Consider the following 26,440-nt stretch of genomic DNA (forward strand, 5'->3'; position numbering starts at 1 on the left):
TTAAACCTTTATAAATTAATAATTTATAAAGATACTTAAAAGTCATTTTATGGAATTAATTCCATAAGGATTAAAAACTAAGAAATATTTTTTTGATAAATAATTTATAAAAACACTAAAAAAATATGCTTTTATAATACTTTTAACCCTACACAGTAGTCTTAAAAGTAAATCATTTATTTTATATAAAACTATATAATTATTTATATTAAAAATAAAAACTGAATAGGAGACTATTATGGCAATGAAAAATAAATTTAAAAAACTAACCGCATTAGGTGCTTTCTTAAGCTCTATGTCGTTAGTAGCAGCTTGTGCTGCGCCAGGTAGTTCAAAAGAAATTGAACGTGGTGATGCCGGTTTTACAAAACCAGAAGACATCAGCGGAAAAGCACCAACCCACAAGGAAGGTGAGTTTGAAATTAGAACTAAAGATTCTGCTGAAGCAACATCTAATTCAAATGCAACTGAAAACCTACACAGCATTAGAATTGAAAGAAGAGTTAACCGTAGAGTTTCAAGAAACTTAATTGGACAAACTCAAAAAGTCAAGTATATTGCTTTAGGTGATTCAATTACAGCTGGTTTTGATGGCTCACTACCCCAAGATTATCCAGGGGAATTTAAAAACAATCGTGTTACTGGTGCGTCTTACCCTGCCTTTTTAGCAAATACATTTGCTAAAATGAACAGGCTAGAAAGTTTTAATAACTATGCCGTATCAGGTTCAACAGCCATTGACTGATTACAACTTTTTGGTGTATCAGCTGAAAATGGTGATGCAAGAATTTTTAAGGGCAACGCATTAGGTAACATTGATAAAGCCAAGGTTTTAAGAGAACTAAGAGATGCTAACTTAGTTACATTATCAATCGGTTTTAATGACTTTTTATTCTTACTTATAAAAAGTATTGCAGAACAAGATTTAACTATTCCAATCAAAAACTTACTTTTAGATAAGCCGATTTTACAAAACACAATTACTTTTGTAAACTCAGTTCTTAATAGTGTTAATCAAGTTTTAAACAATAACTTGAATAAACTATTTCAAACTTTACGTGCTAAAGCACCAAATGCTAACATTAACGTTATTGCATATCCAGAACCTTTTTTAGCAGTTGGTAAAATTATTCAACAAAAAATTAGTCAAGTTATTGGACGTGAAGTTAATGTGGTTCAACTAGTAACTGACACTGTTAATAACATCATTAGACAAAATGCTCTAAAAAACAACTTAAACTTTGTTGAAACATTTAACAGACCATTTTGAGAAAGTGATGTTAATACATACAGCTCTGTATTTTTAGATATTCACCCAAGCACTAAAGCTTACAAAAAAATGGCAATGGACTTATACATGAAAATTGCAAGTCCTGCCAACGGTGGTGAAGGATTTGATCCATATCCAGAATTTACTAGTGAGTATTTAGATAAAGACTTTCAAAATGTTGAATACCAATTTGAAAGTACCGTTTCACCTACCACACTATTTGGTGATTCAACAGCTAATTACATTGCTAAAAATGAAGTCGATGAAGCTAGATTAGCTAGTTTAAAAAGCCCAGCTAACTTTGGTAAAAGACTCACTTCATTTTCATTAGTGTACAAACAAGTAACACTAGAAGTTTTACACTACTTAACAAACAATGAAATTTATCGTACTTTAGATCCTGAAATGAACTTTAACAAAATTCTATTTACTGAAGTAAATGGAACAGTTACTTTTAGACCTGAAGCCGATAGAATCGTTAAGAAACTAGTTAATAGTGATTTTGTGCAACAAATGTTTACCGATGCACAAAACGGAATTGCTGACTTAGTTAAAAGAAATGAATTAACTTTTGATAGTTTCGCTAGCTTAATGGGTAATATTTTCGCTAATGAGCAAACTGCTGTTAAGTTAATTAAATTCTTATCTAAAAACGAGTTCGTAAATCAACACCGTGAAACATTCAAAAGAGGACTAAAAAATGTGCTTTACAATGGAATGGTGCAATTTGGTCCAAAGATTTTAGACTTGTTTTTTGATAAACTAGTTCCAACCTTAAATAGCATTGGATTAAAATCAACTGAGCAACTTAACCAATTTAAAACATTATTTGTCAATGTTGCCAAAAGTGAAGAATTAAAAACTTTAATTAACAAATTAGTTGACACTTACTCAGATAATGCAGCTAATTTTGATGATGAAAATGTTAGAACATTTTCAGACTTGCTTATTGCTTTAATTTCAAGACCTTCAACTGCTAATGTTAGTGGAAATAACCTAAAAGCTGCAATTGATAAATACAACAATCAAATTAATGAGCTTTCAACAGCCATTAACAATTTAGTATTTAAAATGCTTGCAGATGGTAAAGACCTATTTGCAGGTGCTTTAGTTCAACTTTTTACAGATAACAAATTACTAACAAATGAATCACAAAAAAATGACTACAAACGTTTTGTGTCAGATTTATTAAACTTTACCATTACCAATGTTAAAGATTTAGGAATTGTTAAAGACGCAGTAAGCAATATGCTTTTAGGTATTGCAGGTCGTACACAAAACTCAGCTGCTGAACTTTTAGGTGGTTCATTAATTCAGGCTTCAATTCCTAAATTTGATTTATCAAACCAAAATAATTGAACTGGTATTTTCAAACTACTTACTAAATTTGCCGATTCTCCAGTATTTAGCAACCAAGCTAACAAAAATGTACTAAAACAATTACTTAAAAACATTTTATACAACCGTGTATTAACTTCATCAAACACACCACTTAACTTACAAAATGCAATTAATTTAGTACCAGTTGATATTAGACAAAGTCTAAGCAAGTTCCTATCAGCTGCTAATGTTGAAAAATTCTTAACAATTTTAATTAATGCAGATAACGCAGGTAATGGACGTAAAAATCTAGCCAACTTTATTGACGTTGTTGTAGATAACATTTTCAGTAATATCCAAAGATTTAAAAACTTAACTTCACCTGATCAATTAGTAGCTAGAGTTTGAAAAGTTTTAATTAGTGAAAATTCAATTAACCCAATTATAAATTTAGTTAAAAATGTAGCTAATAACTCTCAAATTTCATCACTACTAGTAAATTTAGTGCAACAAGTTTTACTAAATGGATATCAAATTCCAAATGCTAACTCTAGAGCATTCGCAACTACACTAGTAAATAAATTCCTAACAGCAATTAAAAGCAACAACTTTGCTTTATTAACAAAATTAAAAGAAAGATTATTAGCCTCAGTTTCAAATGCACAAGAAAATCAAGTAGCTAATAACTTAAGCCAACTTCCAAATCAGTTATTTAAAATCATTGTTGATACTTTAGGAAATAACTCTAACACAGCTAGTGTCTTTGTGGACTTTATTACAAGTGATACAATTAGACCTCATACTGCAATCCTAAAACAAATTGTAACTGCTACAATTAGCAAAATTTCAGGAGAAATTCAAACTACTCCTGGAGCTTTTGATAGTACTTTACAATCATTCCAACCAGTAATTCAAAACATAATTAGCGGTCTAGTTTCAAATTGAGTCGATCAAAATGCTGATTACGCTGATAAAAACGAAGTATTAAGTTTAGTTAATCAACAGTTAGCAAATCAAAACTTATATGTGCTATTAAAATTAGTTGCTGGTAGTGCAATTGATAACTTAAATAACAATCAGTTTATTACTGACTTAAAAGCTTTAGTTAAAGGTGATTCAACTAAAGCTTTACCAGTTGTTAAAGTTTTAATTAGCAACCCACAAACTAAACCTGTTCTAAAACAAGTATTTGCAAACTTATTTGATAGTATCGTAACCAACCGTAGACTGTCAAAAACTTTAACTAAATCATTAATTCAATTATCAAAAACTCAACTAGGAATCACTTTAGATCCAGATTTCACTACTAAAACAGTTAACATCGCACTGGACACATTAAGTGAAAATAAAGAAACCATTTTACAAATGGCTGATGGTTTAATTTCAGGTGTGCAAAACTTATCAAGTTTTACCACTTCAGCTTTATTAAAACCACTACTTAGTGTAGTTAATGTTAATGCTGTTTCAAATTTAAGTTCAAGTTTACTAGATAAATTATCAAAACAAGATACAGCTTACCTAAATGAATTTAGAAGATTTTTAGAAACATTATTACCAAGTGAGAAACTAAAAACTTTAGCTATCAAAGAAATTAATAATCAAGTTGCTCAAATAGCTAGTGAATCAAACTCTCCTTTATCAGCTGATCAAAAAGCTAAAATCAACAGCCTACTTGATAAGCTTTATAATTCCTTAATCAAAAATAATGCAGACAAAATAGCCAAAGTAGTTACTGATGCAATTGCTAACTATAAAACTCACAATAAGTTTGCTAACTTTACAAATGAATTATTAGCAAAATTACAAAGTGAAGTTTTAGGCAAAACAGTTGATAAATTTATCATTGACTTTTGAAAAACAATTTCAGATACTGAATGACCTAGTTATGCAGAACCGATTGGTATTTTAGCTAGTGCTTTAATTTCAAATAATGACTTAATGTCAGTGCTAATCAACGGACTATTACCAAGTGAATTAAGCCCATACAGCAGTGATTTAGTATTAGCTTACAAAGGTGTATTAGATTTAGCACCTAACTTAAAAGGTTCAATTAAAACAACTATCACAAATGCTCTAAAAGCAGTTGTACCAAGTAGATTAACTAAACTTGAAGATGTTTTAGTTAAATTTATCGCTCACATTGATTTATCATTAAAACCAACAATTATTAATGTTGTTAAAAATGGTGTTTCAAATAACTCAATTAAAACAGCAATTAGTAAAATTGCAGCTCATTACTTAGAAAAATACGTTCCAACTTTATCAAACAAAACACAATCACAAGCAATTGTAAGTGAAGCTTTACCTCATATTGTTTCAATTTTAGATATAGATGGAAACACACTTGAAGCTGTAGTTACTAAAGTATTTGACGTTTTAGGTCAAGCAAAACAAGCAACCACAGTTGCAGAAGTTAAAGCTAAATTTGTTAACTTACCAGCAGATATCTTTAATATTTATAAACAAAAATTAGGTGCATTTGTACAACCTAATGGTAATATTGGACCTCAGTGAGTTAAATTATTTAACAAAATCCAAGCTTCTCCATTATTAAAAGACCAATACAAACCATATGTAAGGTCAATCTTACACGCTTTAATTGATCAATTTAAAGAAGTAACTGGACAAAATGCTCAAATTTATACAAACCTGCTAAATTCACTAATTCCAAATAGTAACCAAACAGCTGCTTTAAATACTTACTTAAACTTCATAATCAAAGATGCTAACTCAACTGAAAATAACTATATTTTAGATAGAAACTTAGTTACTATCGTAAAAGATTTAGCTAGTGCTGTTTTAGATATCAAAATTACTTTACCAGCAAATATTAGTTTTAAAGACTTTGTCTTTAGAACATTACAAGCTGGTTTAGCAGGAAATGTCTTTAATGACAACTTTAATACAGCAGTTCATAACCTTGTAAGTAAAGCTTTAACTAACTTAAATGATTCATTATATGAGTCAATTCTAAATGTAACTAACATTAACCAAAAACTTGTAAGTTTAGGATTATTAGATAACACTCAAAGTGGTTTAACCAAAGAAACAGTAAAACAAATTTTAACCACTGTTAAATCAATTTTAGAATTAAACCCAACTAACCCATTAATTCTAAATATCCTTTCAAAAGTTAAAACTATTATCGCCGATCGAAATATAACTAACTTTGATGGTTTCTCAAGTAGATTATCAAGCGAGCTATTAAGCTTCTTAATTACTGATTTTTCAGTAGTAAAAGAAGTAATTAGCTCACAAGTTATTAGAGATACAACTCAAAGAAACATCATTAAGAAAATCGCTAAAAAAGCAGTTACTAAATACGTAACTTACGATTGATTTATTAGTCAATTAAGAGCAAATCAAGCAAATTTAGCTAGAAGCTTAAATTTAGATGCTACAAAAGTATCTCAAGCAATTAACGCAGTTATCGCAGATAGCCAAATTACTGACGCACTTAGAAAAGTTATTGAATTATTACCTCAAAACATTGAATCAATTATTGATTCATTAGGTAAATCAAGCTTAGAAAGTTTTAACTCATATGGTGATGTTTTAAAAGTAATCTTAAGCAACAATAGTTTTGAAACTAAACTTAAAGATCAACTATATAAAATAGTTGAAAGAACAGTAGCAAATACCAAAGTTAGAGAACTAGTAACTGGTCCAGTTTTAGCAGTTTTAAACGACCCTGAATTAGCTCCAATTTTCTCTGTAATTCAAAATAAACAAGCGTTTGTAAATTCATTCTTAGGAATTTATTCAGTAGTTGATAATCATGCTAAATTATCTAGAAAAGTAGTTGATGCAGTCTTTGCGCAACTAAAAATTAATGGTTTACAAATCCAAGCATCTGATGTTGTTTTCCAATTACTACAACAAATTTTTGACCAATACAAAACTCCTGAAGGTCAAAAACAACTTAACGCATTAATTAAAGCAGTTGTAAACGACAGTTCATTTGGAACATTAAGAACTGGCTTAAATAGTGTATTTAACAACTTATTTAGTAAAAGAAATACTGATGTTATTGCAGCAAGTATAGCATCATCAGTAATTAAAAATTTAGGCTACCAAAATTCAAGCCAAATCAATAAAAACGATGTTAAATTACTATTTAGTAGAATTTTAACTAATGACGACTTTTTAGCAGTTGCTAAAAGATTCACAACTAATGCTTTAAGCGATTCAACAATTAATAGGCTAAAAAGTTCTAGAGATATCCAACAAGTTTATACAATAGTTGCAGACGCAATTAACTTAGCACCTGTTAAAACTAATATCACTAATTTCTTAAGATATATGGTTAAAAATTCTGATACACAGCGTGTATTAGTTAAATTAATCAAAGCTGAAATCGCTAAGTTAAACATTGATTTAAGCAATAGAAGCTTGACCACAGACCAATTATTAACTGATTTATTAAATAACGGTTATGATCTACTTAATGAACTAGATGTGTTTAACGCAACAATTGATGCAGTTGATAAGGCTATTAAAGCACATAACTTTACTGGTATTCCTGTTGCAATTTCAAATGTTTTAACAACCAAAATAACAAATAATATTGGTGATTTTGCTAGAAAATTCTTAAATAAATTAACAGCTTCAAACAACAACATTCTTCAAAGACATAAATTTACAGTTGTTTATTTATCACAAGAAATTTTCGGTAAATTAGCACAAAATCATACACTTTCAAACATTGTTAAAGGTATGGCTTCTAAAGGTTCACTAGGAAATTCTGGTGTACTACAAGCTGTTCAATTTGCTAACTTTAAGGATGTATTAAGCGGCATTGTAGCTAATGAATCATTCATCAGCTTAGGTAAAGAATTAATCAAAGCTCTATTAGATGATTTAAGTTGAAAAGATCAATTACCTACACTTTTAAGTGGTGATTTAAACCAAATCTATGGATTATTGCATAAATTTGTAAAAAACAACCCGGCATTTAAGTCTAAATTTACTGGATTTTTACAAAATGTTATACCTACAATTCTTTCACATGAAAAATCAGTAGCAATTGCTAATGATGTAACTACATATTTAACCAAACAATATGGAATTACAATTAAAAACGCTCAAATTCAAGGACAAATTGTTCGTACCTTATTAATGAGCTTAAATACATTTATTAAGCAAGACGCAAATACAACTAATCCATTATTAACTACCTTATTACAAAATGTTGTTAATTTAGTTGGACAACAAGATACATATGTTAAATTCCAAAATAATCTAAATGGCGTATTAACTAGAGTTCTTGATACATCGAATGTATCAGTGTTGAAAAAAGGTTTACTATTTGCGAGTTTACTAAATGACCATAGTGAAGCAATTGTTGAATTAATCACTTCAACTTTAAGTTCTACAAACACTCAATTAGTTGATAACTTTGCTAAATACTTACAAACCAACTTCAAAACTGATTTAAATAACACAAAAACATTTATTAAAACGGTATTTAACAAACCTCAATTTAAACCATTTGTTAGACAACTTGTGGTTAAGAGTTTAAAACGTGCTAAAGAACTAACATCACATAATAGTTTTGAAGCAATTAACTCATTGTCACAATTAATTAATAAATTATTTGAATTTAACACTCAAGATAAAAATGATTTAATTCAATCAATTTCACAATTTATTGATGTTATTATTGACGATGATACAACAAGAGGATTTTTAGCTGATTTAGTTTTCAAACAGCTAGATTCATATCCTTCACTAAAACAAAAACTATTTAAAAATATTTCAAATCCAAGTGAAATCTTAAAAGTAGTCTTAAAAGTTGTAAAAATTACAAACAAAACACTTAAAGCAAATAATGGAGCTGGTTTATACTACTCAGTTTTAGATAAGTTATTTGAAACACTAAGAACCGCAAATCATACACAAGTAGCTAAACCACTTGTAGATACAATTTTAGGCACATTGGAAATCTTTACATCTAAAGAAAATGGCGAAACATACTCAATCAATGTTATTAAAGCTATCTTTAGTGACCACAGTATTATCTCAACAGCTAACCAAAATGGATTTATTCAGTTAATTGAAAATGCTTATGATTTAGTGGTTGAAGGTGACGCAGCGCTTAAGATTCCAACTGTTTCAGAGCTTATTTGATCAATGCTACCTGATACAACCAAAGAGTTTATTAGTACTAAGATAGTTGATCAATCTCTTATTAAAAAAGCTATTCAAAGTGCAGCAAGAAATAACACTGCAATTAAGAAAATAATTAAAGATACATTTAGCTATCTATTTAACAATCCTACACTTATAACAAATGCGCATGGTGTTATTGATATTCTTAAAAATTATGTAAATAGTAACGGAAACGAAGTTAAAAATACACTTAAAGAGATTGTTTTACAATCATTAAGAGATTCAGAAGTTAAAAAACTACTTGATAATGTAATTTTTGAAAAATTCATCAAAGGATTTGCTAAATTAAACAATCCAAATAGATACCAAAGATTAGTTCAAGAATTTACACATAATTTAGACAGAATCGTTAAAGATTGAGGTCTATTAGATTCAATAGTTGATACAATTGTTGAAACTATTAAAACAAGTACAAGCGTTGGTGAAGTAACTAAAGCAATTCAAAAACAAGTGCAAAATGCATTTGATATTACAAACTATTCAACGTTCAAAAAACTACTTAAAGATCAAATCTTCAGAAAATCACAAAATGTAACTGACTTAAAACAATTAGTTAGCGATTTAGTTGATAAATTCTTAAATACAGAATTAATTAATGGGCAAACAGGTGCTGATGGTGTATCAAGAATTGGAAAATTAGTTCGTGATTTAAAAATTCCAGAAGTATTATTAGGTTCAAATTCTGAAGCTGATGCTCGTGATATTACAAGCATGATGGAAGTTTTAGTAAACAGCAATGGACTTAAAACATTTATTAAGAAATTCTTTAATACAATTATTGATAATAAAGAACAATTCTATGCCGATTCTGTTGTCGTTTGACAACAAGCACTTAAAAAAGTGTTAGAAATAGATAAAAATCACCACAGATTCAGTATTAAAGATAGTTTCAAAGAGTGATTGAAAGAAGTGTTAACTCCATCAAATCCAAAATCAGGAATTTTCTATAAAACATTAGCTAGAGTTGTGATTTCAAAACTAAATAACAGTGGATTTAGATTTAACTGACAAGTTGACCAACGAAACTTTGAAGCTATGATGAAAGCTTTCTTTGAACACTTAACAACAACTAGATTCCAAGGTGATTGATCATTTAATACTATTATCGATAGACTGTTCTACAACTTAAGTACAACCAACTATCAAACAGGAATAGCAGCAGCACAATTCAATGATGATGTAATTAATGGTTTAATTTCAATCATTCTTCAAGATGGATATTCAAATAAAAACAACAGCATATCGCTACACCAAGTATTAAATAGAGTTGATTTATTAAATTCAATTAGACATAGTAAATATATGACACCTGAAATTTATGTATCATTTATTAATAGATTATTTGATGCTAGTGATTTTGATAGAAGAACAGGAATTTATGGCGTTTTAAGTCGTCAATTGGATATTTACAAAACAAATACACCTGCAACAACAAATAACAACGGATTTACACCAAGAAAATACAACTTTGCGTTTGATGAAAACTTAATTAGTTTACATGGTAAATTAACTGATTTTATCAAATCACTTTATACAATGATTTGAGAACACTCAATAGAACAAGCGCATGCGAGATATATTAGAGGTGTAAGAAATGGTTTTGATTTTGTAAATTACAAAAACAATGAGGGTTATAAAGCAGCGTTTAGATTAACTACTATTTTCCTTTGATTTACAAATAAAAATATGGGTAATTCATACTGATGATGAAACGGTATAGGACCAAGTGTTGAAGGGTACATTAATGGTAGTTCAAGAGATGCAGCGTATGATACATACTTTAGAAATGGTAGAACTAAAGCACTACTTGATGAAATGAAAAGAAAACCAAACTGAAACGGATTTAAATTAAGTGATGTATATAACAGTTTAGGTATTACAAAAGATGGATGATGATTTAATGATACATTCGTCCAAGGTGCTAGAAGTTACTATGGTGTGTATCAATGAAATTACAACCCTAATTCATTACAAGCAATTATTTGATTTAAAGATTACCCATATAGAGGTAATACAGGTATAAAAGGTTGAGAAGCCTTATGACAAGGTCTTCGTGATGGAAACTTAGAACGTTTCTTAAATAAAAGAAGATAGTATAAATTAAATCTTAAAATGTATTAACCACATCAATAGGTGTGGTTTTTCTATACTTTTAGAATGTTTAATGACTAGAAACAAATATAACCCACATACATTCGTATATGGGCATAAGGTTTATTGATTTTCTATTAGAATTGAGATTTTTCTAGTAGCACTAAACCAACTAATTAATTTCTTTAAAAAAAGTATGAATAACCTAGTTTTTCCATATTTTTCAGTTATTAACTTTTAAAAAAGTTATAATATAAGTAATTTAAAAATTAAGGACTAGGTGTAAATGAAACATATCTTAAAAGAAGTATTTAAGTCGATATTTAAAAACAAAGTTGTATTGTTTGCTTTAACAGTGCTTATTTTTTTAACTACCGGAATTTTTGCTTTGTTAAACGATACAAGTAGAGCAATGACCAATCAATACTATGCTTTTAGACTAAAATCAAACCAACATCACTACACATTAGATTTAAATCAAATTCCAATTAATGGTTCAGCTGCTAATGGTGGTTATAGTGTTAATGGTAAATTAAACGATTCAGTCGAGCCTATTAGATATGTTGAAGATAATTATAAGAAAGTTTACAACCTACTTAATTTAGAAAAGATTGCTGAAGACCCAAAAATTCAACAAAAAAAATATATTCCAATCAGTTTATTTGGCATTACTCGTCAACCTTATGCAAGTAGATACATTCATCTAGATGATTTTACTAGTATGTATAATCTGTATAATTCAGAACTACCAAATAATGCTCAAGATCATTTACAACTTCTATTTGACGAAACCCAAACTTCTAAAAGAATTAGATTTCTTAAAAAATACAATATCAAAACTTACACCAAAAATTCTTCTAATCAGTTTACATTAAATGTTAAAAATACTAATGTAAATCCTAGATCTAATTTTACATTCAGAAGACTTTTTCGTTTAAGTGATATAGCAAACATCAATCGTGATATTAGAAATACTAATGTCGTAATTTTTACTCAGTTCCAACCTTTATATTTGAATTTAGCAAATAACACTGCCACTTTCGATACATTAGAAATGATTGATTGAAGAAATTCAAATATTCCTTTTTATCAAGTTCCCACCAGTTTTGTCGCAAGAGCCTTAGGGTTATCAAAATACCAAATTTCCAACTCATCTGATGAAGCTTATAGTGCTTCATTAAGTTCTTTAAGGGGTAGAAATTTAACTTTAGCTAACTTTAGTAATTTAGTTATTAATCCAGATGATGAAGCTAGTCAAGTTAATAACTCAATTTTTAACATTCCTCTTAAATCTTTTGTTATTTCAAATTTAGTTCCAAGTGTTTCACAAGTTAGACCGCAAGAAACAATTTATGATTATTATACTTTTGAAGCTGGAAGTTATTTAACTGTACCAACTGATTGAGTTAAATACCGTGAAAACTACACTTTCTTTAGTCGTTATTTTTACGAAACTACTTACGACCCAAAAGATAAAGAATCTTGAAAAGGTGCATATCGTAAATATATTGAAAATCAAATCGCTAATTCAAATGGTAAAACACCAGAGGAACTAAAACCATTCAATTACTTTGTTAAACAAATCACTACTTTAGATTATAGTTTTGATCCATCTAATCCAAGACAAAAAATTATTAACACTAGTGGTATTAGTACTAGCAATTTATTTTTAGGACTAGATGAAGTTAATAACATTCAACTAAAGTATTTAACAGATACTAATCCAAATACAGAAATTAGTCGTTTTATTACAAATGAACCTGATTATGCTAAATTTAGTTTTGATGGTAAAAAAACTATTGCTCAAATCGCTACAAACAATGAGCAAAATACACTTGATTATCAAACATATTTAGATTTAACTAATTCACAAATAGCTAAAGATAAATACGATTACATCAAAGAAAGAACTAAATTAATTGTTGAATTAAATATTTTCAACTCATTTGTTGATGTAGTTGAAAGTAAAAATTTAGCTAATAGAATTAAAGTTAAAATCGATCAACTAAATACAGATTTAAAAAACAAACCTCGTGGTAGACATTTAGGTATTCGTGAAACTGCTACAGTTGATGGATATGTAGATGGAGAAAAAAATGTTTTCCATTTTGTTAATGTTGGGGATAATGACCGTAGAATTAATGGAATACCAAACAACTTAAACTTATTAGCAAACGAAAACAGAAACCCTCGTAGAAATTTACTTAATAAAAATGCAGATCAATTAGCTTCTGCATTTAGAACTAAACAATTACCTCCAAAATTAGCAGCAAAAATTTTATACGGAGAAGGAATTAATAAAAAGCCTGATGACGCATTAATTCAATCAGTAATTGATTATTTCCCTGTTCGTTTAATTGACTATCGTACCTTAAAATATAGAACATTAATCAACCAAAAAGTTGTTTATTTAGGTAACTACGATGAAGCTACGGCTTTAAAAAATGAAGCTCAATTTGCTGGATTAGGGATTGTCTTTTTATCTCCAGATACGGCTATTATAGTAAAACCAGTATATAACACAGATAAATCTCAAATTTTAAGGTGAGAAAATGTTGATTATACTAATTATCCAAATGGTTTTATTTTAACACCTGAATTAACTAGAAAATATGCTTTAGTTAACAATACACCAATAGATCATTATTTAACTTCACAACAATTAACCATTATGGCTAAAATTAATCCAAATGGTTGAGTTAGATACAACCCAAGTTTTCCAAGTACTGTTTTTATACCAGCTGGTTATCGTGCTCCGAAAGCTGATATTATTAATGAAGCTCGTTCATCTGGTACATTTAAGTTAGCTGTTGAATATATCGTACGTGGACTATTGCAATCTGACTTAATTAAAGAAGGTTTTATTGCAAAAGATACTTTATATAGTTATTCAAAAGTTTTAGAACAATCATTTACCCAAAATGATTTTGCCAACACAATATCTTCTGGATCAATTAACCTAGGAACTATTCCTAAAATTGTTATTGATACATTTTATTTCTGATCACATGATCCTAATGGTGATTATGCTTCTAAATGATTTAATGATATGTTTAATACTATCATTTACAAACTTAAATATGATAAAAGTGGTCGTTTAAGAACATTAGTTGAACAAAGAACATATTTAAAAGAACAATTAATTTCATTATTTAAACTAATTGAGTTTTTATTTGGTATCAAAATTGATGCAGATACTTTGTTTAAATATTTAGACTTTATAGCTCGTCCTGCTGATTTTATTGAGTCACTAAAAAACATCGTAGCAGGATTTAACATCAAAAAATTCACTGAGTTTTCTAATGATTTTAGTACAAATGTGCACGGAAAAACTTTTGATCAAACTGGTGAGTTTGAAATCAAAAAACTAGATTTTAACTTTGTTAACCGTGAAGAAGCGTTACTTGAATCTGTAACACTACATGAAAGCTTAATTCAAGAACAAAATATCGCTAAAGCATTAAAGTTAAACAACTTACTAACTTTAAATCCAGAAGTAAATAAAAATCCTAATTATTTATATAACTTACATTCAGCTTTAGCTAGTGGCAGAAAAGCTTATTTTACTTTTGATAAATTTACTAAAACACTTGATTTAGTATATGGAAACAACCAAGCATTACAAATTTTCTTACTTAACAAAAATGTAGATCCAAACATTTTTATAGCTAATGTAGATCCTCTTTTTAGTGAAAATAAACAAACTTATTTAGACAATCGTATTGGATTTAGAGTTAATAATGAAAATCCAAATCAGTTTTCAATTAACTTTAAAGTCGGTGCAGTTACACTAGCTAGTGAAAATGGTGTAATGATTAATGATGAGCCACAAAGTTTAACTTTTACAGTTAATAACAGACCAACTTTATACACTAAAAAGTTTTCATTACACGAAATGTTAAGTTGAGCTTTAAAAAGCATTGATTCTAATGTTATCAAATCACAGTTATATGCAATTATTGATAATATTGATTTTAACTCGATAGCTAAATTTGATGGTTCATTTAATCCGCTTGTTAACCTATTTGGTGGCTCAATTCCTGATCCATTAAAAGCATTTATTAAAACACTAAATGCCCAAAAAAATCCAAATTCTACCAACCAGTTTTATAACCTAAAAAACCTACTTAAATTCTTTGTTAAATCATATGATTTTAATCAATTTAGTAAGATTGTTGATTCAAAAATTAAATCAACTCCTTTAACAGTAGTTAATAGGGTGTTTTACAATGAAATTGGTGGTGAAACCAATGTAACGGAAAACTTAATTCTAAAATCACTTGAAACTCAAGATTTAATTTACGCAGCCTTAAAATCACTATTTGCAACACCAGGTAGTTCTGGTAGATTAAAAACTGAATTAGCAAAAGGGTTAAATTTATCTAACTTAGGAACTGATTTTGCTTACAATAGCAATATTAATATCATTATTCCAGCTGATGATCCTAACAAATTAGATTTAAATGACTTAATTAGTTTAGTTGGGCTAAATTTAGGTAGCTTGTTAAACAAAAATGCCAATCCAAATTCAGAAAATAGAGCTAATACTAGTGATATTTATAGTTTTAGTTTTGAAGGATTAGAAAATACGCTTGAGTTTATTGCTGATAAAACAGAAATAAATATTGAGCAAGTTCCAACTGATATCAAAAATGCTTTAAGCGCTTTCTTTGGTTGAAATGGAACAAAATATAATCCTGCAACCCAAAAATATATAAAAACCAGTGTTTACAATCAAGAAGACATTGTAAAAACATATAATACTTGATCTAAAATACTTAACTTATTTAAGTTAAATTCTCGTATGCCAAGTATTAATACCATTGAAAGTGTTAGTGATATATGGTTATACTTTAATAACTTTGGATTAATTGGAAAAGGTGATTCAAACTGATCAAATAATTCATTATTTAGTACTTTCAGTACTGTGGTTGATACTTTTATTCAACCTCAAATTAGAAATAACTTTAGTTTAATTAAAGATTCACTGTGAGCTTCTAAAATTTGAACAGAAATATTCTTTAATACTGATGCTGATTTAGCTACTAAAAAAGCGTTTGCACTGGATTTACTAGCACTTGCGAATAATTCGCAAATCATTAATATAGTTAATAACTTTAATTTATCAGCTAAATACGGAAATAACCTAGCAATTTATGATAGCAAAAATAATTTCCAAGTAACTAAAGGACTTGTTGAAACTGCTGCGATATCATCACAAATTTTTGCTACTAATTCAATTGGTGAGTTTAGAAATCCATCAGTTAGAAATTTAGCAAACAAATACCCAAGCTATAAACAGTTTTTAATTACTAATAAGTACTTAATTACACAAGCTTTTGCGTATAATGGGCAAGCACAACTATATATCTTGTTTAACAAAAACAATAATGTAGTCGAATATAATCTCCCATATCAAAATGTGTATGCTAGTTTAGTTTATTTACTAATTACTAGAGTTTTAGCTAATGATAAACTATATGAACTACAAAAAGTAGCTGGAAGTATTGAAGGTGAAAATGTTAGCCAAGAAAATGTTAGATATATTGACATTGTTAGATTACTAATTCAACAAAACTATAAAGTCTTCTCTTATGACCAAATTGGGATTCGTGATATTTACTTAAATTCAATTTTAAGAAATAAATTTCCAAACTTGATTTTATGAACTTTAACTAACTCTTCAGCTGATTCAGCTTCAGTATCTAAAAACGCAAACCTTGATTATTTAGTTAAATACAAACTTATTGATTTTGATGAAGTATTTGAAAATGAGCAAAATGCTTATGACTTTATTAACAATATTTTCTTCCAAAATCAAATTAATGTAAAAGTTTCAAACCCATCTTTTGAAAAAGATTACTATACTAAATTAGCAATTGACAATGACTATTTATTAAAACTAAAAGAGCTTTCTCAAGGTGAAGATCCGATAATTAAAAGTTTCTTTGATACTAATTTACTTGGTGTTTTATTTAGTGTAATGGATACCATTACAGGTATTATTTTAGATAACTCATTTATTAGATATACTCAAAGTTCTTCATATATAGCTAAAATCAACCAGGCTTACGCAGAAGCAAACCACAAACGTGTTTATAGTGGATTCATTCCAAATGAACCAGAGCAAATGCGTCAGTTAATTGAGCAGTTAGAAAAAGAAAATAAAGAAGAGTACTTATTAAATGTCAATGGTGCAAGGTTCTTAATTGTAGGAACTGACTTATCATTTGACTATTTCTATCCACTAATTGATGAAAATAATATTCAAGTAAACACTAACAAGCAAGCAATTGTATATGTTAACTCAAATGGATTTAGTCGTGTTCAAGAAATTAACCGTGGAATTCATGTTAAAAGATACCTAACTATCCAAAATCCAAATATTGAAGATGGACTGTACTTTAAAAACGAAGATAATTTAGATAGTAGACTAAATAAAATAGTACTAAATCAACTTGGTATAGCAACTAATGGTAAAACCCCACCTAAATTTATCTATAAATACACTGACTTTGATCAGTTAAATCCAGAACGTTCGTTAAGAATTACTTTTATCGAAAAACTAGTAGTTAGTGTTAATTTAACAGCAACAATTTTAATGGTATTTTTCTCAATTCTAGTTGCTGTTTCAATTGTGTTTATCATTAAAAGATATATTGCTAGTCAAAATAAAGTGCTTGGTATTTTAATGGCTCAAGGTTATACACCAATGCAAATCTCAAGTGCGCTTACTATCTTTGCTTTCTTTACCGTTGGTGTAGGTGGAACTTTAGGGGCTTTAATTGGTTATTTACTACATGGTGTTGCTTTAAATACCTTGTCAAGCTTTTGAACTATTCCTATTCAAACATTAAACTTTAATATTGGTTTTACCATTATGTATGTGGCAATTTGGCTAGTTTTTGTCTCATTAATTATTGTTTTATCAAGCTTAAATGCACTAAAGAAAAAAGCTATTGATTTAATGAGTGGTATAGTTGAGTTAAATATAGGTGAAATTCACAATAAATTACAAATTAAAGCTAAAAAATTAAATGTAAAAAGCAAGTTCTCTTTATCACTTGCCTTTAATGGTTTTTGAAAACTTCTATCATTTGCAATTAGCATCGTGTTAGCTGGTGTTACCACAATAGTGGGACTATCTACGTCTGGTGCATTTAAAGAGTCAATTAATAAAACTTACTCACAGCGTGATTATAACTTTAAGTATGATTTATTTACTCCAACAACTGAAGGAGGTGCAATTAACACAGCTATAGTTAATTTAGATAACAAGCAAATTAACGATTTAGAAAATACTTTATATGTCCCAATTGGTACAGTTAATGAAATTGATATGTATCAAAGTGGCTTCTTTAGACCTGGAATTTCAACTGCAATAAGCAAGGATAATAATGGTCGATTAGTTAACGGTAATCCAACCAAAAATGACGGTCACATCTTAACCCAATTTTCAGTTAATGTTCAAATTAGCTCTTATGACCCATGAACTGTAATTTACAATCAACTACCTGATAGCCATCGTTCAAGAGTGCTTCAAATTAGAAACAAAGTAGCTACAATACTACAAAATAGTCAACCTAACTTACGCTTTAATAACCCTAATTTAGATGAATTAGCTCGTAAAATCAACATCGATGAAACTAAAAAAGCATTAGCAGAAAATAACGGTCACGGATTTTTCTCTTATTCACCTAATGCTGAAAATGTTGCTTTAGGAAGCTTTAAATACATTCGTTATGATAAAGAACTTGATAAATTAGAGTCATTTAGAGTAACAAATGAACCAGAAATTAGAAAACTATATCGTGAGTTTTTAGTTAATGGTTATAAATATCTAGAAGCTAGAAACAACAATATCATTACTGGTAAGCGTAATGGTGAAATTATTAACGAATTATTTGTAGCAATTAACGCTTTAAAACTATTTAATGATAAAATAGATGAAACTTATTCATATGCTAAAGTCTTTTTAACTAATGGAGATAATCAAACAGAACAAAAAGATAAATTAGCTTTAGGTGCTAGTTCATCGGATGATTCAAATCCAGAATTATCACTAGCTCCAAGCAACTTAGTTACTTTATATGGATATCATGAAGATAGTAAGTTTGTTAAATTCATCAATCGAGATGGTAAAAACTGGCTAAAAGAAATTATTAGAGAGTATAAATTCAATAACACAAAATTTGTTAATGAATTTAAACAAGCTGTTAAAAATTACAACTCTAACAGCACTAGCGAAACTTTAAGTAAATACAAAATACCAGTTATTATAAACCACGTTTCCAGAGGTTTACACAAGCTAAAAATTGGTGATGAATTTGTTTCATATGTTGAAAACAATGTTAATCGTTTTAAATACAAATTAGATCAACAAGTAGGCTTAAAAGCCAAAAAACCACCAATATTTACTTTCAAAATCGTAGGTATTAATCCAACCTACATTAATGAGGAATTTATCATTCCACAAGTTGCTGCTAATATCATAACTGGTTTAGATACACTCGAATATAAAGCTCGTGATAAGCGACCATTTAATGGTGTTTTATCTAAATCATTTATCCCAGATCAAATTCTTTATTCAGCTGCTGTATATTCACCATCTGGCTACTCGCCAAACGCAATTAACTTTGATGTAGATTTACTAAATGATAGTGAACAAGCACAATTATTTAATGCCATCTTTGGATTTAAAGAACTAGGTCCAGAATATGCTGATGGAGCTTTAATTCACGATGGATATACCCCAATGCAAATTATTCATTATCTAACTGGTAATACTGCTACTGATTTAGATGATGCAATTAATAAATATAAAGCAGTAAACAAAAATAAATACGGAGATTACAACAGTAAATTTTTACAGTTGTATAATAAAAATATATATACTCCATTAGTTAGTGGTTTTGTCTCAAAAGATATTGAATTTGATTACATTCAAATTGTTTCAAAAACAATGCAACAAATTATTACCAGTTTTGCAATTATTAGCTTTGCAATCGCTATCTGTATCTTAATTATTGTTTCAACTATCTTAATTAATGAAAATGAGAAAAACATAGCTATTTTAGGTGTTTTAGGATACACAAACCGTGAAAAAATCCGAGTATTTTTCTCAATTTATGCACCATTTGCTCTTATTGCAGTTTTAATATCAGTTGGACTAGCTTTTGCCACCCTCGCTGGATTTAGTTATTTATTAATTACAATGGCGCAAATAGCGATACCGACTGCAATTACATTCACCCACATAATCGTCACAGTAGTAAGTGTTATTGCCATCTTTATCATTGCTTCATTTAATGCTTGAAGAAGTATAGATAAAGTTAAACCAATTGACTTATTGAAAGGAAAATAATGTTTAAGAAATTTTGAAAATTTAAATCTAAAGCTAAATCTTTAGAACAAAATAACGAACAACCAGTTGAAAATGATATTAACGAACTAGGTGAGCTAGAACAAAATTTAGAAGACCAACAAACACAAACACTCGAAGTGTTTGAAGATGAGAATTTAGAATTACAAAAATCAAATGAAGACCAAGAAGACCAAGAAAACCAAGAACAAATAGAAGAACCACAAGTAGAAGCAGTAGAAGAAACTACAGAGCCTGAAGAATTAGAGACACAATCTAACGAAGAATCTTCACAAGAGCAACCAGAAGAAGTACTAATACCTGAGAACGAAAACACTGAAAATAGTGTGGAAGAAAAAGAAAATCCAGCTGAATTAGTCGAAAACCAAAATGCTGAAGAAGATTTAATTTTGACAAAAAAAGGTGCTGGATTTAAGATTACTAAAAATAATATTTTCGAAGCCTTAAACGCTAATGGAGGAAGTAATAGAGCGATTGTTGATCGTTCTATGGCTCGTAAATTAAGAGCAGCATCAAACAAAAAGCGTAAAGCAGATGAATTTAAAAACTTAAAAAACACTGAAGGTGCTATCATAGAAGTTAAAGATGTTTCAAAATACTATCTATCAGGTAATGTGGTTACTCGTGTATTAAAAAATGTTTCATTAACAATTAATCGTGGTGAATTTGTTTTAATTTTTGGTAAATCTGGTGGTGGTAAATCTACTTTATTAAACTTAATTTCTGGACTAGATCGTCCAAGTAATGGTCATGTGGTTGTTTGTGATAAAAACTTACCTTATCTAAGTGATTTAAAATTAACATTATTTAGACGTGAAAATGTGTCATTTATCTTCCAAAACTATAACTTACTACAAAACTTAAATGGTTATGATAATGTTGAAACTGGTGCATATTTACAAAAAGATAAGTCTAAAAAACTAAACATTAATGACTTATTCACTGAATTTGATATGGAAGATGTAAAAAATAAATATCCATCTCAAATGTCAGGGGGACAACAACAACGTATTTCAATTTTAAGAGCACTAGCTAAAAACGCAGATATTATTTTCGCTGATGAGCCAACTGGAGCGCTTGATGAAAAAACATCTGAAATTGTTTTAAGTTATTTATATGATATTAATAAAAAATACGGTGTAACCATAGTTATGGTTACACATGACCCTACTATTAAAGACATAGCTGATAAAGTTGTATATGTTAAAGGCGGAAAAATCAGCAATATTGATTTAAATCCAAATCCAACTCATCCAAAAGATTTAGAACATGATGAGCAATAATTTACAAATACCAAATCTAAAAAGTTTGGTATTTTTTTGTTATGTAAAAAATAAGGATAACAGAGCTTCGAAATTCATTTAAAAGTTGAATTTTGAAGCTATTTTACTAATTATTTAGTGCTTTTAGGAATAACAGATATAATTAAACTACTAATGAAAAAATTTCGAAAACTACAGTTATTATCATTAACCTTAGCTACAACTTTACCATTAAGTTTAGCTATTTCATGTAATGATAACCCTTGAATTGAACATGCTCCACCTGAAGAGGATGCTAAACCTTACAACACTAATGTTATTGATAGGCTAAAAGAAGCAGATGTTAATTTCTTTCATGTAGGTCATGGTGTTCAGCTTTTTAATAATATTCTAGCTTTATCAATGATAGCTCCTACTGAAACGCATCTATATATTTGACCTAGACTACCAATTCAAGCTCAAGTAAATCAAGCAGCATACTTAGATTTTGTACATAATCACAAAAAACTTCCAGAAGGTGTTACAGATAGAAAAATGTATTTAGATAGTACTATTGAGGAAGTTCCTTATATTGATTTTGGTGCTAATTTAAGATATTACTATGATACTATTAATGATTATGCTCTAAAATACCCAGCTAAAAAGATTAATGTTTGATTTAATGCAGATCATATTAAAGATTATCCATCATTTATTAAACTAACCCAATTACCTAACGTGTATGTGATTGGAATTGAGGATGCTAATATCATTAGCGGTTTATTGCTTCACTCATGACATAAAAATAACGAAAGATATGTCAAAGACGGCAAGATAGTAGATTTATCATTTAAAGACTGAATTACTCGTGAAAACCAGTATTTAATGCCAGCATTAATACCGAATAAAAAGTATATTAATTATATTACTGTTGAAGCTGATGCAATACAATTAAGGGCTTTAGGTTATAAAAATACTTATCCATTTTTCCCAGGAAATGATAGTAAAACTATCAAAGATGTAGTTTTTGAAACAAGAGATATAAACAATAAAAGATTATTTAGTTATTGACCTTTAATTTCAGGAGTTGATTGAACTAAACAAAGAGATTTAGTTAAAAAAGTTAATGCAAGCAATAACAAAAAGAGCTTGATTTTAATAGGTACTGGTGAAACGGCAGATAGAAATGTATTAATATATTTACTATACAAACATGGAAAAGACTACAATATCTACTATAAAGGTCACCCTGGACACAATTACAATACTCAGTTTATTGAAGATAATATTGTAGCTGGTGCTACATTTAATGTCTTTGATCCAGAATTAAACCAAAATATCTTATTTAATATTCCTCAAGGTTATAATGTTGTTTCGTTAGAAACACAGATGCAATCTGAAGAATTGACGACTAATCACGCTACTGCTGAAAATGGTCTATTTTTTGATAAATTTGCTTTTATGGATATAACTAGTGGTGCTGTTGCTGGTATTGATAATAAAGTAAATACTCCTAATGATGTTGTATTAGTTTATAACCTTAATGATGGAGAAATTACTACTCCAAAATATAATGGTAAAAATTATTTCAATCAATCATTGAACAACATATATAGACAAATTATTAATAGAAACTTTAGTTTTAGTATTAATAGATCTAATTTAGATAACTTAAATATTTCGAGCATTTTAATTACTAAGAAAAATCAAGATCAAAATAACAATGTTAAATCTATTGAAATTAAAAATGCAAAATTAATAAGTCAAAGTCAAGATTCAGTTGTATTAGAATTAGACTTTATTTTACACGAAATTGAAACCTTAAATCAAAACAATCCAGTTGCTTTTGAGGGTAAACAAAACTTTACAGTTTCAATTATCTAAACTGACACAAGTCAGTTTTTATTTAAAGAAAAGCCTATATCTAATAGATATAGGCTGCATGTGAAATAACTACAAGTGTGAGCTTATTAAATTTTGTAATTATTAAAAGGAATTAGAGTTTTATACAAAGGAATAAAAATTAAAACTCTTAATAAATTAAATTGGGACATGGATATTTTGAATGAGGCTTTTAATTATGAATTTATGAGGATAAGGTTTTTGTTTTATTGTTAATGTCCGTCACCATTACTGTTAGGTGCTGGTGATGCTGGAGCTGTGCTTGGAGCGGTTGTGCTAGCGGCTCCATTTGAAGTATGTGATTCATCACTGGCTTCAGATTCACTTGATTTTTCAACATCAGGTTTAGCGACTGGTTATGCAGGTAAAACTATTGGACTAATTGGTGCTATAAATTTAGTTAATGGTATTCTGACTAAAAATATTCTTAATCATCCTTCAGATGTTTTTGCTTGTAAAGGTACATATACAGCGTTTGTATCACCTTCAATTTGTTGAACATAAAATTGTGATTTTACTTCGCTAAAGTTATTGAATTTTAAATTGTATCCTTCTTCTGGTTTAGCTTCTGTATTAGCATTACCTTTTTTTCTCTCAGGTGTATTTAAGATTGGATATGCTACAAAAATACCTGATTCACCAGATCTAGTAATATTATTTAGATTATATCTGTCATCGTATTTATAAATGTAGTTTCTTAATATACTTCTTAATTGAACATTTTGTTTAGGTGCATTTTCTGTTAGTAATCAGCTACTGAACTTATCATTAAATTCTTTCACTGGTATATTAGTTGTGCCATTAACAGTTTTCTTAGTGACATCTTCAACAACACCACCGATTTTACCAACTAATGAACTAGCATCTAACGGAATAGCTGGTCCATTATATTCAATAATATCATTTAGATATTCATTAGACTTCTTGATAACATCTTTAGTAACCGGTTTACCTGTTATACTTGTTAAATAAACTGATGTATATAAGTATGGTTTATTGCTATCACTAGAATTATTTAAAATACTTAAATCAATAGATAGTTTAGGTTTGTGTCCATCTTTTTCATTCAACAATTCAAATCCTGTTTTAGCTGAAACATTAAATGTTACAACAGGTGTAGAGTAAACTGTGTATGTAATTGTTGTCTTTTCTGGTTCAGTTGTTTTAGTAGTTTTCTTAAAGTAAACATGTTTATAAGTAAATTCTGGATTACTTAATTCAACGTTATTTATGTTTTCAGAACCTAATTGAATAACCAATTGGTTAGTTAGTTCTGTAAGGTTTTCTTTAACACTAAATCATTCTTGAAGTTTAGCAGTTGTTTTCTTATCATTTTCAACTACATTTTTTAATTTTGAAACTTCATCTTTTGTTATAGCACCATTTTTTAAGTCTGTTGCTTCTGATTCACCAAGTGATGTACTTAATTCACTAAAATCTTTAGCAATTCTAGGTAAAAAGTTATTTCAATGTAACACAACATTTCTAGGATTTTTGTAGTAGGCTTTTGAAGAATTATTGGTATCACCGTTTAATTTAGCAGTTTCAGCTTTTAGTGTTTCATAGTAGCTTTTTACTAAATTAGCTGTTGAATCTAAGTTAGCACCTTCTGTTGATAAAATATTTTCATTTAGTTTAATAAAGTTTTCTAATTTAAATTCAGCTGCTACTCTTTTGTTAGCGAATAATCTAGGGTTATTATTACCTTCAACGTTAACTTCTGAATAAACGTTTTCTTTGTCAAAATTATATGGTGATAATACAGATAGAACATTTCTTAAAGCTTTATCAAATTCAGCTTTGTTGGTTGAGTTATAGTAGTTTCTTGTATATTTAGTTTGTAAATCTAAAGCTGCAACAGTATCATTTTGTAATGATTTTAAGTTTTGTAATAAGTTATAAAGTTTTAACCCTTTATTAACATTTTGTTCTGTAGCTTGCTCTAATGTAGCAGGTATTTTAGCTAATTCAGTTTTTAAACCAACACCTAAAGTTGTATTTTCATTACCTAATTCTGTATTAATTTTTTCTAGTAATTGTGCATGACCAGCAATTTGTGCAGCAACATCACTAACTTTTTTAACTTGAGCGTCTAGTTTTGTAGCTGCTTGTTCTAATTCTTTAACAGTTGTAGTAGCTAATTTTAATTTATTTTCATTAAGTAATAATTTAGCTGCATCTAATGCATCGTTATATGATTTTTTAACACTATTAAATACAGTGTCAACTTTTTTACCTAATTTGTTAGCTTCTGCTAATGAAGTAACTAATAATACAGTTTTGGCTTCTAAACCTTCTGCTTTTGCAACAACTAAATTAACTGCTTCTTTATCTTTAGCAGATTTAATTTCATCTTTTAAGGTTGTAATAACCGCTGTAGATAAATTAGCTAAAGCATCAATTTTCTTATCAGCATCTGCTTTAGCTGTTTTTAATTCAGTAGCAGGATCAACTGCAGGAGTAACTGGTTTTTCAGGTTCAGGTTTAGCTGCTTCCCCACCTTCTTGAGGTTTTTCTGGTTCAGGGGTCGGGTCGACTGGTTCTACTGGTTTAGTTTCTTTACCTGTTTCATCTGTTGTTGGATTTGTTGGTTTCTCTTTTTCACCACTACCTTCACCACTTGGAGTAACCGGCTCAACTGGCTTAGGAGTAGGAGTACTACCTTTATCTCCATCTGTTTCAGGTTTAGATGGTTCAACAGGTGTAGTTTTATCATCGGTTGAAGGAGTTTCAGGTGTTGTTGTATCCGTTTTAACAGTTTCGTTACAACTTGCTGCTATAGTGGTAGGCAGCATTGCAACACCTGCACCAACTAATAAAACTAGTTTTAGTTTCTTAGTTTTCATATTTTTCCTTAATAAAATTTTCTATATATTAAATTACTCAATATATAACTAAAAATATATTGTTTAGTAAGTATTTGTTGTATCAATTCCAGTAATAACTAGCTAAAAATGGTTGTTTTTAACCTCTTACTGCACTTTTAAAATACAAAAAAAAAAAAAAAAGAAGAAAATGATAAAAAGAACTGCAAAATCAGCAGATTCGGTCAGATTTTACACT

Annotated in this window: 5 protein-coding genes; 4 read left to right on the forward strand and 1 reads right to left on the reverse strand. The window is 28.7% G+C overall.

Going from position 1 to position 26,440, the window contains the following annotated elements:
• Positions 1–244 precede the first annotated feature (244 nt).
• The 4 genes from ACJA23_RS01015 to ACJA23_RS01030 all read left to right on the forward strand — a co-directional run bounded on the left by ACJA23_RS01015 (position 245) and on the right by ACJA23_RS01030 (position 23,359).
• Positions 245–10,855, forward strand: coding sequence for a GDSL-type esterase/lipase family protein (locus ACJA23_RS01015; protein ID WP_406614450.1), 10,611 nt, complete (start codon positions 245–247; stop codon positions 10,853–10,855).
• A 283-nt stretch (positions 10,856–11,138) separates the two neighbouring features.
• Positions 11,139–20,216, forward strand: coding sequence for an FtsX-like permease family protein (locus ACJA23_RS01020; RefSeq protein ID WP_406614452.1), 9,078 nt, complete (start codon positions 11,139–11,141; stop codon positions 20,214–20,216).
• Positions 20,216–21,517, forward strand: a complete 1,302-nt coding sequence (locus ACJA23_RS01025) for an ATP-binding cassette domain-containing protein (protein WP_406614454.1) — start codon at positions 20,216–20,218, stop codon at positions 21,515–21,517. The genes ACJA23_RS01020 and ACJA23_RS01025 overlap by 1 nt, the downstream gene beginning before the upstream one ends.
• A gap of 153 nt (positions 21,518–21,670) precedes the next feature.
• A complete protein-coding gene (locus ACJA23_RS01030) occupies positions 21,671–23,359 on the forward strand; it encodes a hypothetical protein (protein ID WP_406614456.1) in 1,689 nt (562 codons plus the stop codon).
• A gap of 374 nt (positions 23,360–23,733) precedes the next feature.
• On the opposite strand, the gene ACJA23_RS01035 is transcribed toward ACJA23_RS01030, so the two are convergent.
• Positions 23,734–26,223 carry a hypothetical protein gene (locus ACJA23_RS01035; RefSeq protein ID WP_406614458.1) on the reverse strand — a complete coding sequence of 830 codons (2,490 nt, stop codon included), beginning with the start codon at positions 26,221–26,223 and terminating at the stop codon, positions 23,734–23,736.
• Positions 26,224–26,440: the final 217 nt, after the last annotated feature.

Origin of the sequence: Mycoplasma corogypsi (assembly GCF_045276875.1) — a bacterium.
GTDB classification, from domain to species: Bacteria; Bacillota_I; Bacilli_A; order Mycoplasmatales; family Metamycoplasmataceae; genus Mycoplasmopsis; species Mycoplasmopsis corogypsi.